The sequence below is a fragment of the Mesorhizobium sp. B2-1-3 genome (genome assembly GCF_006442495.1).
GTDB lineage: Bacteria > Pseudomonadota > Alphaproteobacteria > Rhizobiales > Rhizobiaceae > Mesorhizobium.
In genome coordinates this window covers 855,214-870,408 of the sequence record NZ_VFWL01000001.1, presented here as the reverse complement: position 1 = coordinate 870,408, position 15,195 = coordinate 855,214, and the positions used below count along the sequence as shown (strand labels likewise).

Sequence of the window (15,195 nt, the reverse complement as noted above, 5' to 3'; positions counted from 1 at the left end):
CCCCTACTCCCCTACTCCCCTACTCCCTCTCGTATATCCCACATGAACTTGCTCTATGCCGTCTTCGCCTTCCTTCTGGCGCTCGTCTTTGGCCTTGTCGGCATCACCCGCGTCGGCTCCTGGCTGATCGAGCGCCGCAACCCGGCCGTCGGCGAATTCATCGACATCGATGGCGCGCGCATCCATTATGTCCACGTTCCTGGCCACGCCAAGGCCGACCTGCCGCCTGTTGTCTTCATCCACGGCGCCAGCGCCAATCTCAGGGATCAGATGCTGCCGCTCAGGCCGTTGCTCGAAGGGCGCGCCGAATTGCTGTTCTTCGACCGGCCGGGATTCGGTTGGTCGGGACGCGGGCCCGGCAACAACAAGGATCCGTGGTCGCAGGCCGACACCGTCGCCGCGCTGATGGACCATCTCGGCATGAAGCAGGCTATCATCGTCGGCCATTCCTTCGGTGGCGCGGTGACGACCGCCTTCGGCCGCGAGCATGCCGACAAGACGCTCGGACTGGTATTCCTGGCACCGGCAACCCATCCGTGGCCCGGCGGCGCAACCGCCTGGTACTACGACCTGACCACCATTCCGGTGATCGGCCGGCTGTTCTCCGAAACGCTGAGCTATCCGGCAGGAATGCTGCGGATCGCCGACGCTACGACCTGCGTCTTCTCGCCCAACAAAGTGCCGGACAATTATGTCGCCGAGGCCTCGATCCCGCTGGTGCTGAGACCGTCGGCCTTCCGCGCAAATGCCAGCGATGTCGCCGGCCTCTACCGCTATGCGCTTGGGGCCGCGCCGCGCTACGCCGAGATCAAGGCGCCGACCGTGGTCATCTCGGGCGATCGAGACAAGGTCGTCTACGCCCATATCCATTCGGTCGGCCTCGAGCGCAACATTGCCAGCGCCGAACTGGTCTGGGTGCGCAATCTCGGCCACAAGCCGGACTGGATCGCGTCTGATCTGGTCGTTGGCGCCATCGAGAAGGCCGCCGGCAGGAGTGTGGATCTGGAGGCGATGGCAAGGGCGGTGGAAGCGCGGATCGCCGGCGATGCCTATGGCGTCGGCAAATGCGCCGACCTCAAGGAACCCGAAGCGGAGTTGGCGCCGACCTGATGTGCGTCTTCCGAAAATGGTCGTCGAAAAAGGGTATCGGGGCCAGAGCGGCATGTACGTCCTCAAACACGGCATAAAGAAAAATCCCGAAAAATTCTGGGCGCTGCCGGACCGCATCTTCTTCGGTTACGGCGCCTGCCCCATCCTTGCGGGCGCCTTTCTCAGCTATCCTCCCCTGGACGGATTTTACGGCGAGCGGATCATTCCAAGCGGGAACGATTCCGGAAACCATATCTATGTGACCAACGGCGTGATCGCCTTCGACTACCATGGCTATTCCAGCCGCGAACGGCTTCTGGAACACCACAAACGAGGATGGGCTTCGCACAGCGCCGACTGGCACTGCACGCTGGAAAAGGTCGATTTCGATCTGCTCGACACTGCCGAACTTAATCGGCGAAAGATGCGGGGACCGGATCAATACCTGCAAGATCCCATACCCCGCGCGCGTCGCTTCCTTCAGCGCATTGACCACGCCGCAGCGGCAACAAGAGCTCTCAAGATCGCAACGCGGTGAAGCCCTGGGGCGGGCTTATCGGGTGCCCAAGTCCGAACCGACATAGGCGATGCGCAGCATATTGGTCGAACCGGGCGTCCTTAGCGGCACGCCGGCGGTGATGATGACGCGGTCGCCGGGCTTGCCGAATTCCTCTTCAAGCGCGATGCGGCAGGCGCGATCGACCATGTCGTCGAGATCGGTGGCATCGGGGGAGACGACGCAGTGCGTGCCCCACAGCAGCGACAGCCGCCGCGCCGTGTTGACGATCGGCGACAGGGCCACGATCGGCACCTGCGGGCGCTCGCGCGCGGCGCGCAGGCCCGTGGTGCCGGAAGCCGTGTAGGTGATGATCGCCGACAGTTTCAGCGTCTCGGCGATTTCGCGGGCCGCCAGCGAGATCGCATCGGCGCCGGTTGCTTCAGGCTCGGAACGCTGGGCGTTGATGATGCCTGCATAGGTCGGATCGGTTTCCACCTTGGTGGCGATGCGGTTCATCATCGCCACCGCTTCCACCGGATAGGCGCCCGCGGCCGATTCGGCCGAAAGCATGATGGCGTCGGCGCCTTCGAAGACGGCGATCGAAACGTCGGAGACTTCCGCGCGGGTCGGCACGGGCGCGGTGATCATCGATTCCAGCATCTGCGTGGCGACCACCACCGGCTTGCCGGCGCGGCGCGCTGCGCGCGTGATCTGCTTCTGGATCCCGGGCACGGCTTCCAGCGGCATCTCGACGCCGAGATCGCCGCGCGCGACCATCAGCGCGTCTGAGAGTTCAATGATTTCGGCCAGACGGGCAACCGCCTGCGGCTTCTCGATCTTGGCCATGATCAGCGCCCGGCCGCGTGCGATCTTGCGCGCTTCGGCCAGGTCCTCCGGCCGCTGCACGAAGGACAGCGCTATCCAGTCGACGCCGGTGGCGAGCACCGCGTCGAGATCCCTGCGGTCCTTCTCGGTCAGCGCGCCGACCGGCAGGTCGGTATCGGGCAGGCTGACGCCCTTTCTGTCGGAAATCGTGGTGCCGGCAACGACGGTGCAGACGATCGCCTTGCCATTGGCCTTCACCGCTTTCAGCTCCAGCTTTCCGTCGTCGATCAGCAGCCGGTGGCCGGCCTCGACCGAACTCAGGATTTCGGGATGCGGCAGATAGACCCTGGCCGCGGTGCCGGGCTCGGGATTGTCGTCGAGCGTGAAGGTCTGGCCGACGGTCAGCACCTCCTTGCCGTTGGCGAACTTGCCGACGCGCAGCTTGGGTCCTTGCAGGTCGGCAAGGATGCCGATCGGCCTTCCGACCGTCTCCTCGACGGCGCGGATGCGTCCGACCAGCGTGCGCATCAACTCGTGATCGGTATGGCTCATGTTGATGCGGAACACATCGGCGCCCGCTTCGAACAGCTTCTTCAGCATTTCCTCGGAAGAGGAGGCCGGACCGATGGTGGCTAGGATCTTGACCTTGCGGCTGCGTCTCATTGACTGTTTGTTCCCGGGGCGGCTGGCGCGCCTCCCGTTGCGGGGTCGTCGGTTAGCTGGACCATCCAGCTTGCCTGCTCGCCCGTGTCGTATTCCTGGAATCCGGCGCGCTGGAAGCCCCGGGCGACGCAATCGGTGACGCCGGCGATCTTGAACTCTTTTTCAGCCACGCACATGTTGATCGGGCCGTCCCAGCGTCCGCCGCGTTCGGCGTCTTCTGCATAAAGATAGTAAAACCTTGATGACAGCGGCCCTTCGATCAGCGTCTTGCAGCTCGATCCTTCGATGTGCCACCAGCCCTCGGTGATCCAGCCGGCCTTGGCACGATAGCCGATGCCGACGCCGACCAGGTTTTGCGTCGCGTTGCAGACGCGGAAATCAGCGCGGGCGGGCGAGGCCGCAACCATCGCGGACAAACCCACGGCGAGCGTCAGGAGCGGCATGGCGAAGGCGAAGCGCACGCGCCGCCCGCCGGCGGAACTCATCCTGAAACCCCTCAAGAACCACATCAGCATCTCTCTGCGCCCCTTTTCGGAAAAGTCCGGGCGCATGTCAACGCGCCGTTTTGTCCAATTCCAATCGATTTAAGAAGGCTCCCGGCGCGCGATCCGTCGCCCCTTGCCAGATTTCAGCGGAAACCTTGGCCAAACAACGGCATTGCGCCCGCGTCGTCTTCGTGGAAAGACGATAGCATCCTCCCCGGAAGCCAGCGAACAGACCATTTCCCGCCAATGACCCGATCCACAGTTTTCGCGCCTTTCGATGTCGTCGAGGGCGACCGCAAGCGAGGCGTGGTGCTGTTGGCCGACCATGCCCGCCGCGACCTGCCTGAAGACTATGGCAGCCTTGGCCTGCCGGCGGCCGCGTTCGACCGTCACATCGCCTATGACATCGGCGTCGAGGCGGTGACGCGCGAACTCGCTGCCTTGCTCGATGTGCCAGCGGTGCTCGCCAATTTTTCGCGGCTGCTGATCGATCCCAATCGTGGTGAGGATGATCCAACGCTGATCCGTCAGCTCTATGACGGCACCGTCGTGACGGGAAACTATCCCCTCGCCCCGGCGGAGCGCGAAAGGCGGCTTGACCGCTTCTACCGGCCCTATCACGACGCCGTCGGCGCCATGATCGCCTCGGTCGCGCAGGCTTCCGGCAAGGCACCCTTCATCTTCTCCGTGCATTCCTTCACGCCGGTCATGCAGGGCAGGCAGCGGCCGTGGCATGTCGGCGTGCTGTGGGACCGCGACGACCGCGTGGCGCGGCCGCTGATCGACATGTTGGCCGCTGACAAAAACCTCGTTGTCGGCGACAACGAGCCCTATGACGGCGCGCTGCGGGGCGACACCATGTTCAGGCACGCCATCGTCAACGGCTATGCCCACGCGCTGATCGAAATCCGCCAGGACCTGATCGCGACCGGCGGAGATGCGCTTTCGTGGGCTGAGCGTCTGGCGCCGATCGTTGACGCGATCGATCGCTGTCCCGATATACACCAAGTGAAGATGTTCGGCTCGCGCACCGGGCCGTTATGAGGAGGTTTCGATGACCGAACTCAGCGACGAACAGAAACGCGACTTCGAGGCCGCCGCCTTTCGCCGGCTGGTGGCGCATTTGCGTGAGCGCGGCGATGTGCAGAACATCGATTTGATGAATCTCGCCGGCTTCTGCCGCAACTGCCTGTCGAACTGGTATCGCGAGGCCGCGGAAGCCGAAGGCGTCGATCTCAGCAAGGACCAGTCGCGCGAGATCGTCTACGGCATGCCTTACGCGCAATGGCAGGCGCTGCACCAGACCGAAGCCTCCGACGCCAAGAAGGCCGAATTCGAGGCCAGGCGACCCAGAGACCACTAGGTGGTCTCTCACGTCCTCGATTACCCTTGAGCGCTCGGTTTGGCCCAAATGCTTCCCGAGCGCAGCGCTTGACTGAAAATTGAATCGATCTAATTTGCCGCGCAAAGCCACTTTCTGACCGGATTCGCCTATGAACGCGTCGAATGCAATGCAGACCGCCATTCGCGGCCGCTGGGCCGTGGCGGCCATCTTCCTCGCCAACGGCTTCCTGACCGGCAGCTGGGCGCCGCAGATCCCGGTGTTCCTGACCCGCCTGGACATTTCCAAGTTCACTCTGGGGCTTTTGATCCTGCTGTTCGGCGCCGGCGCCGTCACCGCCATGACCTGGTGCGGTCACCTGATTTCGAAACACGGCTCGCGCACCGTGCTGCGCTGGTTTGGCCTCTGCGGCAGCCTCGGCCTGCTGGTCGTGGCGCTGGCGCCCAACGTGCCGCTGGCTGCCGTCGCCATGTTCATCTTTGGCGGCTCCATCGGCGGCATGGATGTCGCCATGAACGCCAATGCGGTGGTGGTCGAGCGGCGGCTGTCGCGCGCGATCATGTCCTCCTCGCATGGCTTCTGGAGCCTCGGCGGTTTCGCCGGCGGTGCCCTTGGCGGCTTTGCCATCCAGAATTACGGCCACCTCGCCCACGCCGCGGTCGTGACGGCGCTTGCCTTAGCGGCGATCGCGGCGGCGGTGCCCTATATCGTCGCCGAGGGCAGGCCGCAGGCTGCCGAGCATCATAAATTCACCTTGCCGGGAAACCCGCTGGTCTACTTCGTCGGCCTGATGGCGCTGCTGACGATGGTCTCCGAAGGCGCCGTACTCGACTGGGCAGCGCTTTATCTCAGGCAGGAACTCGGCGCCGATCTCGCCATTGCCGGTCTCGCCTACGCCGCCTTTTCCGGTGTCATGGCGATCATGCGTTTCTTCGGCGACGGCGTGCGCAATCGTTTCGGGGCCGTGACGACGTTGCGCGGTTCGGCGATCATCGCTGCCGCCGGCATGCTGATCGCAGGCCTGTCGCCCTCACCGTGGCTTGCCATCTCCGCCTTCGCTCTGTGCGGCTTCGGCATCGCCAATATGGTGCCGATCATCTTTTCGGCCGGCGGCAACCAGGAAGGCATTTCATCGGGCACCGGCATGAGCGTCGTCACCACCATGGGCTATTCCGGCATCCTCGTGGCGCCCTCGGCGATCGGCTTCGTCGCCGAGCATTCCAGCTTCGGCCCGATCTTCATCGCCATGTCGGGTCTGCTGATCGTCGTACTGCTGATGGCCGGATTGGCTCATCGCGCCGAATTCGCTCCCGACGCGGCGCCGGCCGAATAGCGTTTCAGTTCCTCGTGAAGGAAATCCGCCACGCGTCGGATGCGCACGCTGGTGCGCACGTCGCGATGCATGGCCAGCCACACCGGCAGCTTGGGCAGCGGCAGGCCCGGCAGCACCTTCTCCACCAGGGGGTCCCGCTCGGCCAGCGGCTCCTGGCCGAGGCCGATGCCGTTTCCCGCCCGCACCGCCTCCCAAAGCACGATCTGGTTGTCGGCCCGGAAGCGAAAACTGTTCCGCGTGACCGATATGCCGAAATGCGTAAAGCCTCGGATCATCTCGTCGCTCCGGTCGAAGCCGATCAGCGCGTGGTCGAGCAGGTCGGCCGGCTCGCGCGGGCGGCCGCACCGGTCGAGATAGGCTAGGGAAGCACAGGCGCAGAGCGCGATATCGCAGACCTTGCGCGCCACCAACTCGTTCTGTGTCGGCTTGACCATGCGGATGGCGATGTCGGCATCCCGGCGCAGCAGGTTCTCGACCTGGTTGGAAGCGACGATCTCGACCTCGATGCCGGGCTCCTCGATGCCGAGCCGCGCCATCATGTCGGGCAGCACATAGGCCGCCACCACCTCGCTGGCGGCGATGCGCACCGTCCCTTCGATCGCTTCGACCGAACCCAGCGCCAGCCGTGAAAAAGCGCTCGCCTGCTCGCTCACCGCCTTGCCGCGCTCGAAGAGAGTGGCCCCGGCTTCGGTCAGCGCGTAGCCGCTTCGCCCGCGCCGGAACAGGATGACGCCGAGCGCCTGTTCCAGTTCCGAGATGTGGCGGCCAAGCGTCGGCTGGCTTGCCGACAGCTTTCTCGCCGCGGCCGACAGGCTGCCGGTCTCAGCGACCGTGACGAAGCTCTTGATCAGGTTCCAGTCGATATCAGCCATTCACAACTGAATATCAGAACTGCACACATGGTCAATTTCAATTCATTGGTGAGGCAATCATATTCGGCCTGCAAACATCGATACGCCCTGCAACAAGCCAATCAGGAGTAACCCAAATGACCAGGATTGCACTCACCGCCGCTGCCCTCCCCATCGCCGCCAACGCCGCTTTCGCAAGCAGCGACAAGTTCGGCTCGAACAATGCCAGCCAGGCGCCTGTCGCCAGCAAAGACAAGACGATCACCACATCGATCGAGAAGTCGAATGCGATCATCCGGAAGCCGGTCGTCCAGGGCAGCAACCGCGACCTCTTCGGCAACCGCTGAACAGACCTCGAGATATCCCCAAGGCGGCGGGCTTGTCCCGTCGCTTCACAGCAAACAGGAGACGAAGAATGACCAAGATTGCAATCCTTGGCGCCAATGGCCGGCTCGGCCGCGTGGTCGCCAAGGCCTTCATCGACGCGGGCTATGATGTCCGCGCCATCACCCGCACCGGCAAGGTGCCGGCTGAGCTTGCAGGCGCGACGGCCGTCGCCGGCGATGCGCTGGACCGCGAGTCTCTGATCCGCGCCACGCAGGGCGTCGACATCATTTTCAACGGCCTGAACCCGATCTACACCGACTGGGGCAAGTGCCTGCCGATGGCCGAGAATGTCATGGCCGCCTGCCGGGCCAACGGCACGCTGCATCTCTTCCCCGGCACCGTCTACAATTATGGCTCGCCGATGCCGGCGGTGATCACGGAAGACACGCCGTTCCACCCGACAACCGAGAAAGGGCGGATCCGCTGCGCCATGGAGGCCCTATTCCGCCGTGAAGCTGAGGCGGGTCGGGTGCGCACGATTATTCTGCGCGCCGGCGATTTCTTCGGCGGCACCGGCAGCGGCTCCTGGTTCGACCTCGTCGTCGCCGCCAAGATGAGCAAGGGCATCTACACCGCGCCCGGCCCGGCCGATCTGGTGCATGAATGGGCCTATCTGCCGGATTTCGCTGTCGGTTTCGTCGCACTGGCGCGCAATCTCGACAAGCTCGGCTCTTACGAGGCGCTGAATTTTCCGGGCCATGCCGTCACCGACATCGAGATCAAGGCGGCCGCCGAAAAGGCGCTCGGACGCAAGCTTAAACTAAGCTTCATGCCGTGGTGGGTGCTGCGCGCCGGCAGCCCGTTCGTGGCGATGTGGCGCGAGATCGTCTCGATGTCCTATCTGCGCTTCGAAGCGCACCGGCTGGTCTCGGCGCGACTGAACGAGGTCATCGGCGAAATCCCGCATACACACCTGGACCAGGCGGTGCATGAAGCGTTGCAGGATATCGGCGTCGCCGTCGCGCCGGCCCACCAAGCAGCGTGACTGCCGAGCGTGCCGAAAAGACGGCAACGGCGTGCTCGGCCGCAAATTGGTGCCGGTCAGATCCGGCCCATCAGAAGCAGGATAAGCACCACGACGAGGACGACGCCGACGATGCCCGACGGCCCGTAACCCCAGGAGCGCGAATGCGGCCATGCCGGCACCGCGCCAATCAGGATCAGGATCAGGATGATGATGAGAATCGTGCTGATCGTCATTTTAGAGCCCTCGCCGTCTGGTTGAATCCGAGGGAACAATGCAAAAGGCCGCCCGGTAGTTCCCGGGCTGCCTTTTGACCTGGCTTGCGAAACCGCTCTATTCGGCGGCCTTCGGGAAGGCGATTGCCGGCTCGGCGTCGCCATCGGCTGCTGGCTCCTGCGGCGAGATCTCTCCCTTGCCGCGTCGCAACAGCCGGCTGAACCACCCTCGCCGCGCGCCTGGCTTGACCTTGGCGCGGGTGAACACCATCAGCATCGACGGCGTCACCACCAGCGTCAGCACGGTGGCGAAGGACAGGCCGAACACGATCGCCGAGGACAGCGAAATCCACCATTGCGTCGAAGGCGCGTTGATCGTCGTCTCATGATGGAAGATCTCGAGGCCGAGGCCGAAGGCGATCGGCAGCACGCCGAGGATAGCCGAAACCGCCGTCAGCACCACCGGGCGGGCACGCTCGCGGCAGGTCTGCAGCACCGCTTCCATCTTGTCCCAGCCCTCCTCGCGCAGCCGGTCATAGGTGTCGATCAGCACGATATTGTTGTTGACCACCACGCCGGCCAGCGCGATGACGCCGATGCCCGACATGACGATGCCGAACGCTTCGCCTGTCAGAAGCAGGCCCAGGAACACGCCGATCGTCGCCATGACCACGCAGGACAGCACCAGCCAGACGCTGGTGAACTTGTTGAACTGCGCCAGCAGCACCAGGAAGATCAGGAAGATCGCCGCGCCGAAGGCCTTGCTGAGGAAGGCGCTCGCTTCCGCGCTGTCCTCGTTGGAGCCGGCGAGCTTCCAGCGGATGCCGCTGCCGAGATCCATGTCCGAGACCGCCTTGGTCACCTGCTCCTGTACGGCGGCGACCTGCGCTCCGGCGGCGACATTGGCCTGCACCACGACGGTGCGCGCGCCGTCGATGCGGTTGAGGATGCCGACCGTCGGCTCGGGCTTGCGCACGACGAAGTTCGAGATCGGCACCGACCCTTGCGACGTCTGCACCCTGAGTTCGTCGAGCGTCGACAGCGTGCGCCGGTCTTCCGGAAGGCGCAGGCGGATGTCGACGGCATCGTCCGCGCCCGCCGGCCGGTATTCCGACAGCTTCAAGCCGTTGGTCACCAGCTGCACCACGGTGCCGACCGAGGTCGGGCTGATGCCGTATTGGGCGGCCTTGGCGCGGTCGACCTCGAGCGCCCAGTCGACGCCGGGCGGCGGCAGGCCGTCCGAAATGTCGATGACGTTGGGCACCTTGGCGATCCGCGCCGCCACTTCGCGCGCCTTGTCGTCGAGCCCGGCGGGATCGGCGGCCGAAAGCCTGATCTGGATCGGCTTGCCGGTCGGCGGGCCGGCCTCCGGCACGCGCACCTCGACGTCGACGCCGGGAATGCCGGCCATGACGCCGCGCAGGTCGCTGAGGATCTGGTTGGCGGATTTGCGCTCGCGCCAGTCGACGAACTCGTACTGGATCACGCCGACGACGTCCTCGGGAATGTCCTGGCCGCCGCCCTGAGTCTTGCCGGCGCGTGTATAGACCGATTTTACGCCCGGCCAGCCGAGCAGCCTGTTCTCCGCCGTCCTGGTGGCGGCATCCATCTCGGCCAGCGAAAGATTGCCGCGCGCATGCACGTAGAGCAGGCCGTAGTCCGGCTCGACGCTGGGGAAGAACTCGACGCCGGCGCCGTATTTCGAATAGGCGTAGCCGACGCCGAACAGCAGCGCCACGGTGAGCACCAGGACGGTGATCGGGAAGCGCACCGCCTGCTTGACGATGGCCATGTACCAGCCGTCGCGGTTGTCGTCCTCGTGATGCTTCGGCGCCTTGGCGAAGATCGCGCCCAGCGTCGGCGCGAACACCAGCGCATAGAGCATCGAGGCCGACAGCGTGACGATCAGCGTGATCGGCATGTATTTCATGAAGTCGCCGATGATGCCGGGCCAGAACAGCAGCGGCGAGAACGCGGCGATGCGCGTCATCGTCGCCGCGATGACCGGGCCGGCCATGCGCTTGGCGGCGAGCGCGAAGGCATCCGCCTTCGGCATGCCTTCGCTCATGCGCCGCTCGGCGAACTCGGTGACGATGATGGCGTCGTCGACCAGCATGCCGACAGCCAGGATGAGGCTGAACAGCACGATCATGTTGATCGTGTAGCCCATCATGGCAAGCAGCAATATGCCGATCAGGAAGGACGATGGTATGGCCAGCCCGATGAGCAGCGAGGCGCGGCCCGACAGCGCGTAGAGAATGACGATGAACACCAGGATCACGGCGATCATGACGTGGTTCTGGAGGTCACCCAAGAGCTGGTTGACGAAGACCGACTTGTCCTGCGTGTAGGTGACATGCATGCCTTCGGGCATCGTCTTGATGAAGGTGTCGGACACCTCCCTGACATGGTTCAGCGTGTCGATCAGGTTGGCGCCGATGCGCTTCTTCACCTCGATGGCGATGGCCGGCTTGCCGTCGAGGCGAGTGACCGTCTCGGCGTCCTTGAAGGTCGAGCGTATGGTGGCGATGTCCTTGGCCTGCACCACGGCGTTGGGTGTGGCGACGACCGGCAGGTTGGCCACGTCCTCGGGCGTCTCGATCAGCGACGGCACCTTGACCGCGTATTTGCCTTCCGAGCCTTCGAGATTGCCGGCGGCGACCAGGCTGTTGGAGGCGCCGACGCCTTGCATCAGCTGGTCGAGCTGCAGCCCGTAGGAGGACAGCTTCACGGGATCGGTGACCACTTCGACCAGATCGTCGCGCGCGCCCTGCAGCGAGCCTTCCAGCACGCCCGGTACCTCTTCGATACGGTCGCGCAGTTCGCGCGCAGCCGCCGTCAGCAAGCGCTCCGGCACGTCGCCCGACAGAGTGACGACGAGGACCGGAAACTCGGAAACGTTGACCTCGTTGACCGTCGGCTCCTCGGCCGCCTGCGGCAGGTCGGCCTTGGCGTCCTGCACCTTGCTGCGCGTGTCCTGGAGCGCCGTGGCCAGATTGGTTTGCGGCTGGAACTCGACAAGCACGTAGCCGCCGCCCTGGAAGGCGGCCGAGCGCATCTCCTTGAGGCCCTTCAGGCTCTTCAGCTTGCTTTCCATCGGCCGCAGGAGAAGGCGTTCCGAATCCTCCGGCGAAATGCCCTGGTAGATCAGGCTGATATACATCATCGGGATCGGAACGTCGGGTTCCGCTTCCTTGGGCGTCGACTGATAGGCGACCCAGCCCGCCGCCAGCAGGAACAGCAGGGCGGATATTGTGAGGCGGGCGTTGTGGATTGCGAGTCTGACGATATCCATGACTTGATGCCTGCTGTTTCTTCGGAAGCGGCGAACTGGCGGGAGGCGCCGGAGATCCCGACGCCGGGCTTTGCGCTACTGCGTACCGGCGGTGGCTTCGCCGATCAGCTTGTTGATGGTCGCCTGGTCGGCCTCGACGGGCTTGACGATATCGCCTTCCTTCACCAGTTCCTGGCCGGCGACAATGATGCGCGCATCTTTCGGAATTCCGCCGAGCACGAGACCGTTCGGCGTGTCGTCCACCAGGTCGATCGGGTAGAAGGCCACCTTGTCGTCGCTGCCGACGGCGCGGATGCCGAGATCACCCTTGTCACCCAGCGTCACCACCGAACGCGGCAGCAGAACCGCATCGGTCGGCTCGGCGCTGAGCGTGATCTCGGCCGTCATACCGGCGGGGATGCTGCCATCCGCATTGGGGATCGCCACTTCGACACGGAAGGTGCGGGTCTGGGAGGAGGCGTCGCGGCTGATATACCGCACGGTGCCGGTGACCTTCTGGTCGTTGACCAGGCGCACATTGGCCTCTTCGCCGATCTTGATGTAGCGCAGGTCGCGTTCGCTGATTTCGCCGCGGGCGATCACCGGATCGAGCTTGAGGATGGTCGCCACCTCGCCGCCTTGCATGACCGAGCTGCCGAGTTCCACCGGCACCCTGTCGATGACGCCGTCGAACGGCGCCTTGACCTCGTTGCGGTCGAGCTCGGCCTGCGCGGTCTCCAGCATTGATTGCGCCGAGGTCAAATTCGAGCGCGCCGTGTCGAGCTGCAGCTTCGGCAGATTGCCGGTCTTGGCCAGCCGTTCGGCGGCGTCGAGCTCGGCCCTGCGTTGCGCCAGCAACTGCTTGGCGTTGTCGACATTCGAGATTTTCTCTTCGGCCGCCAGCATCAGAACCAGATCGCCCGTCTTGACGTGCTGGCCTTGGCTGACCGGCAGTTTGTCGATGACACCGGCGACGCGCGTTGCCAGCACCGCCCGCTTGTCGGCCTCGGTCAACCCCGAAATGCGGATAGCGCGCGCATAGGTCTTGCGCGGCGGCGTCACCACCGCGACGGTGCGCGGCGCGGCTTTCGGCTCGGCTTGCGCCGTGTTCGGCTTGCCGGCCTCCGGCGTCTTGGCCTTTTCGGCCTCTGCCGCCCTCTGGGCGTCGGCGGCGGCACTGCCAACGGATGAAAACTCGCCCGTCGCCATCCAGGCGGCGAAACCGATGAGCACAACAATGGCAGCAAGCTTGTGAAACCTGATTTTCGGCATCGTCGTTTTTTCCACTGCGGGGTTTGGCCGGGACTGCGTCCTCCTCGAGGAGCGCGTCGCCGATATGGGTGCGCGCCAGGCCGTGTTCAAATTGCCGTGATCGGCGAAGCGCGCTTCTACATCAAGTTTGCAACGCAATATAGTCGGAAAGTTGCAGCAGCATTGCGAAGCTGGACAGAGTATAGCCGTCGCGAAGCATTTTTTTGCCCAAATAGGGTGCGGCTTTAGCGGGGCTCGTTGGCGACCGATGATCGGCCGTTGAAGGCCCGGTGCCGCCGGGCCTGCGTCTGCTCTCGGAGGCACGACGCCGGCGCGAGGCGATTTTCAACCCCACGCGGGTTTCGAGCACGATGATAACCTCGGCCTGACGGACCATCCCGGCGTGCGACATTTCACGCAACACACTGGAATTGCTTGAAGAACGGACCGTTCAACTCTGATCCAGAGCGTCGTTCCCTGGTCAAGCCGGATGCTCCAGGAGCGAGGACGGGTCGCCTCGATGCGTCTGCTCCATTGCGTTCCGCCGTCTAGGCTTGAGACATGATATAGCCTCGAACAAAACGCCTGCTGGTGCTGTTCGTGGCAGTATTCCTCGCCCGCCAGTCACCGTTCCGGATACGGTCGAGGGATGGCGCCCAACAGCGGCGCCCGCACGACACTGGCAGCAGGCGTCAGCATGATGATGCGCGCCTCACACGCGATGGTTGTTGCTGGCGCCGGAAGGAACTTGCTGGCACCGCGCGGCAGATCACGCCCGTGTGACGGATGCGGGTTCAGGCCCGGCGACGCTCCGCTTCGGGGTTCTTGCGCGCGGCCAGGAATTCCTTCACCCGTCGGCCAGGTGCCGGACCCCGCACCGGCTTGAAGCCGTCGTCGAGCTCGCCGGAGAGGTCGAGCGTCGGCCGCTTGCCGACGGCATCGTAGTTCTCCTCCAGCCAGTCGCTGGCGGCGGTGCGGCCAAGATCGCGCAGATAGGCCAGGAATGCCCATTCGGCATTGACCTTCGATGATGCCGACAGGTCCTTGAAGGCCTCATCGGCGTCGATGCGGTGCATGCGGATGTCCCGGTACTCGCCCCGCGGCAGGCGGCCGGCGGCGATCAGTTCCTTGACGAAGGCGATCGAACGGAATTCGCGCAGCAGCCCGGCGTTGAAGGTGATCTCGTCGATGCGGTTCTGGATCTCATTGGCGCTTTTGGGCGTTCCCTCGCGCACGACCGGATTGATCTGCACCAAAAGCACGTCCTCGGTGGCAGCCGTCTTGAAGAACGGATAGAGCGCCGGATTGCCGCCATAACCGCCATCCCAATAGGGCACGCCCTTGATCTCGACGGCGCGGAACAGTTGCGGCAGGCAGGCCGAGGCCATCACTGTGTCGAGGTCGATCTCGCCATCGGAAAACACCCGCAACTGCCCTGTCTCGACATTGGTGGCCGAGATGAACAGTTCCATCGACTTGCAGGCGCGTACATTGTCGAAATCGATCCCCTGCGCGACCACGTCGCGCAGCGGATTGAGGCCGAGCGGGTTGGCGACATAGGGCGAGAACACGCGCGACATGGTGTCGAAGAAGACATAACCCGGCGTGTTCTCGATCGACCAATTGCCCCAGGCGACGTCCCACGGCATGCGCTGCACCGGGCTGAACCGGCCCTTCGCCGCCACCGCATGCCAGAAGTCGTCGAGCTTCTTGCGCGCGCCTTCGACGCCGCCGCGAACGAAGCCGTCGGCCAGCGCCACCGCGTTCATCGCGCCCGCGCTTGTGCCGGACACCGCTGCGATCTCCAGCCGGCCATCCTCCAGAAGCCGGTCGAGCACGCCCCAGGAAAAAGCCCCGTGGGAACCGCCGCCCTGAAGCGCGATGTTGATCTTCTTTACTTCCTCCGCCTTGCCGTTCTTCGTCATGCGTTCCTGTCGATCCCGGTGCCTGACTTATTGCGTGCCCGGGAATCGGGACGTCAGCGTCACGGCAGACCTATGTTGCAGTGCAGCATATA

At 64.4% G+C, this 15,195-nt stretch carries 15 protein-coding genes; 7 read left to right on the top strand and 8 right to left on the bottom strand.

Annotation, left to right across the window (positions count from 1 at the left end; genetic code table 11):
* Positions 1-42 precede the first annotated feature (42 nt).
* Together FJ973_RS04525 and FJ973_RS04520 are read left to right on the top strand one after the other, a co-directional pair.
* Complete coding sequence (locus FJ973_RS04525) at positions 43-1,110, top strand: alpha/beta hydrolase (protein WP_140493394.1); 1,068 nt, start codon at positions 43-45, stop codon at positions 1,108-1,110.
* A 52-nt stretch (positions 1,111-1,162) separates the two neighbouring features.
* Positions 1,163-1,627 (top strand): hypothetical protein, encoded by a 465-nt coding sequence (locus FJ973_RS04520; protein WP_140554972.1) that lies wholly within the window; start codon positions 1,163-1,165, stop codon positions 1,625-1,627.
* A 15-nt stretch (positions 1,628-1,642) separates the two neighbouring features.
* On the opposite strand, the gene pyk is transcribed toward FJ973_RS04520, so the two are convergent.
* Complete coding sequence (pyk, locus tag FJ973_RS04515; RefSeq protein ID WP_140493391.1) at positions 1,643-3,076, bottom strand: pyruvate kinase; 1,434 nt, start codon at positions 3,074-3,076, stop codon at positions 1,643-1,645.
* Positions 3,073-3,561: a DUF1036 domain-containing protein gene (locus FJ973_RS04510; protein ID WP_140493388.1), complete on the bottom strand. Its 489-nt coding sequence runs from the start codon at positions 3,559-3,561 to the stop codon at positions 3,073-3,075. The genes pyk and FJ973_RS04510 overlap by 4 nt, the downstream gene beginning before the upstream one ends.
* 246 nt (positions 3,562-3,807) lie before the next feature.
* Between FJ973_RS04510 and FJ973_RS04505 the strand changes: the two genes are divergently transcribed.
* The 3 genes from FJ973_RS04505 to FJ973_RS04495 all read left to right on the top strand — a co-directional run bounded on the left by FJ973_RS04505 (position 3,808) and on the right by FJ973_RS04495 (position 6,236).
* Positions 3,808-4,605: an N-formylglutamate amidohydrolase gene (locus tag FJ973_RS04505; RefSeq protein WP_140554943.1), complete on the top strand. Its 798-nt coding sequence runs from the start codon at positions 3,808-3,810 to the stop codon at positions 4,603-4,605.
* Positions 4,606-4,615: 10 nt separating this feature from the next.
* Positions 4,616-4,924, top strand: a complete 309-nt coding sequence (locus FJ973_RS04500) for a DUF1244 domain-containing protein (protein WP_140517585.1) — start codon at positions 4,616-4,618, stop codon at positions 4,922-4,924.
* 130 nt (positions 4,925-5,054) lie between these two features.
* A complete protein-coding gene (locus tag FJ973_RS04495; RefSeq protein WP_140554942.1) occupies positions 5,055-6,236 on the top strand; it encodes an MFS transporter in 1,182 nt (393 codons plus the stop codon).
* Here the strand turns inward: FJ973_RS04495 and FJ973_RS04490 are convergent.
* The gene (locus FJ973_RS04490; protein WP_140554941.1) at positions 6,194-7,108 is read right to left on the bottom strand and encodes a LysR family transcriptional regulator; all 915 of its coding nucleotides are present in this window, start codon (positions 7,106-7,108) and stop codon (positions 6,194-6,196) included. The two genes, FJ973_RS04495 and FJ973_RS04490, sit on opposite strands and share 43 nt — an antisense overlap.
* A gap of 116 nt (positions 7,109-7,224) precedes the next feature.
* On the opposite strand from FJ973_RS04490, the gene FJ973_RS04485 reads away from it, so the two are divergent.
* Positions 7,225-7,434, top strand: coding sequence for a DUF680 domain-containing protein (locus FJ973_RS04485; protein ID WP_140554940.1), 210 nt, complete (start codon positions 7,225-7,227; stop codon positions 7,432-7,434).
* Positions 7,435-7,502: 68 nt separating this feature from the next.
* Positions 7,503-8,459: an SDR family oxidoreductase gene (locus tag FJ973_RS04480; RefSeq protein WP_140554939.1), complete on the top strand. Its 957-nt coding sequence runs from the start codon at positions 7,503-7,505 to the stop codon at positions 8,457-8,459.
* Between the two features lie 56 nt (positions 8,460-8,515).
* Here FJ973_RS04480 and FJ973_RS04475 read toward each other — a convergent pair whose 3' ends face one another.
* The 5 genes from FJ973_RS04475 to FJ973_RS04455 form a co-directional block, all read right to left on the bottom strand.
* On the bottom strand, positions 8,516-8,674 hold the full coding sequence (locus FJ973_RS04475; RefSeq protein WP_140493366.1) for a DUF3309 family protein: 159 nt from the start codon (positions 8,672-8,674) through the stop codon (positions 8,516-8,518).
* Between the two features lie 97 nt (positions 8,675-8,771).
* Positions 8,772-11,948 carry an efflux RND transporter permease subunit gene (locus tag FJ973_RS04470; protein WP_140554938.1) on the bottom strand — a complete coding sequence of 1,059 codons (3,177 nt, stop codon included), beginning with the start codon at positions 11,946-11,948 and terminating at the stop codon, positions 8,772-8,774.
* 75 nt (positions 11,949-12,023) lie between these two features.
* Positions 12,024-13,199, bottom strand: coding sequence for an efflux RND transporter periplasmic adaptor subunit (locus FJ973_RS04465; RefSeq protein ID WP_140554937.1), 1,176 nt, complete (start codon positions 13,197-13,199; stop codon positions 12,024-12,026).
* A gap of 121 nt (positions 13,200-13,320) precedes the next feature.
* A complete protein-coding gene (locus FJ973_RS04460; protein ID WP_140560809.1) occupies positions 13,321-13,599 on the bottom strand; it encodes a hypothetical protein in 279 nt (92 codons plus the stop codon).
* A 373-nt stretch (positions 13,600-13,972) separates the two neighbouring features.
* Positions 13,973-15,103, bottom strand: coding sequence for a patatin-like phospholipase family protein (locus tag FJ973_RS04455; RefSeq protein ID WP_140517577.1), 1,131 nt, complete (start codon positions 15,101-15,103; stop codon positions 13,973-13,975).
* Positions 15,104-15,195 lie beyond the last annotated feature (92 nt).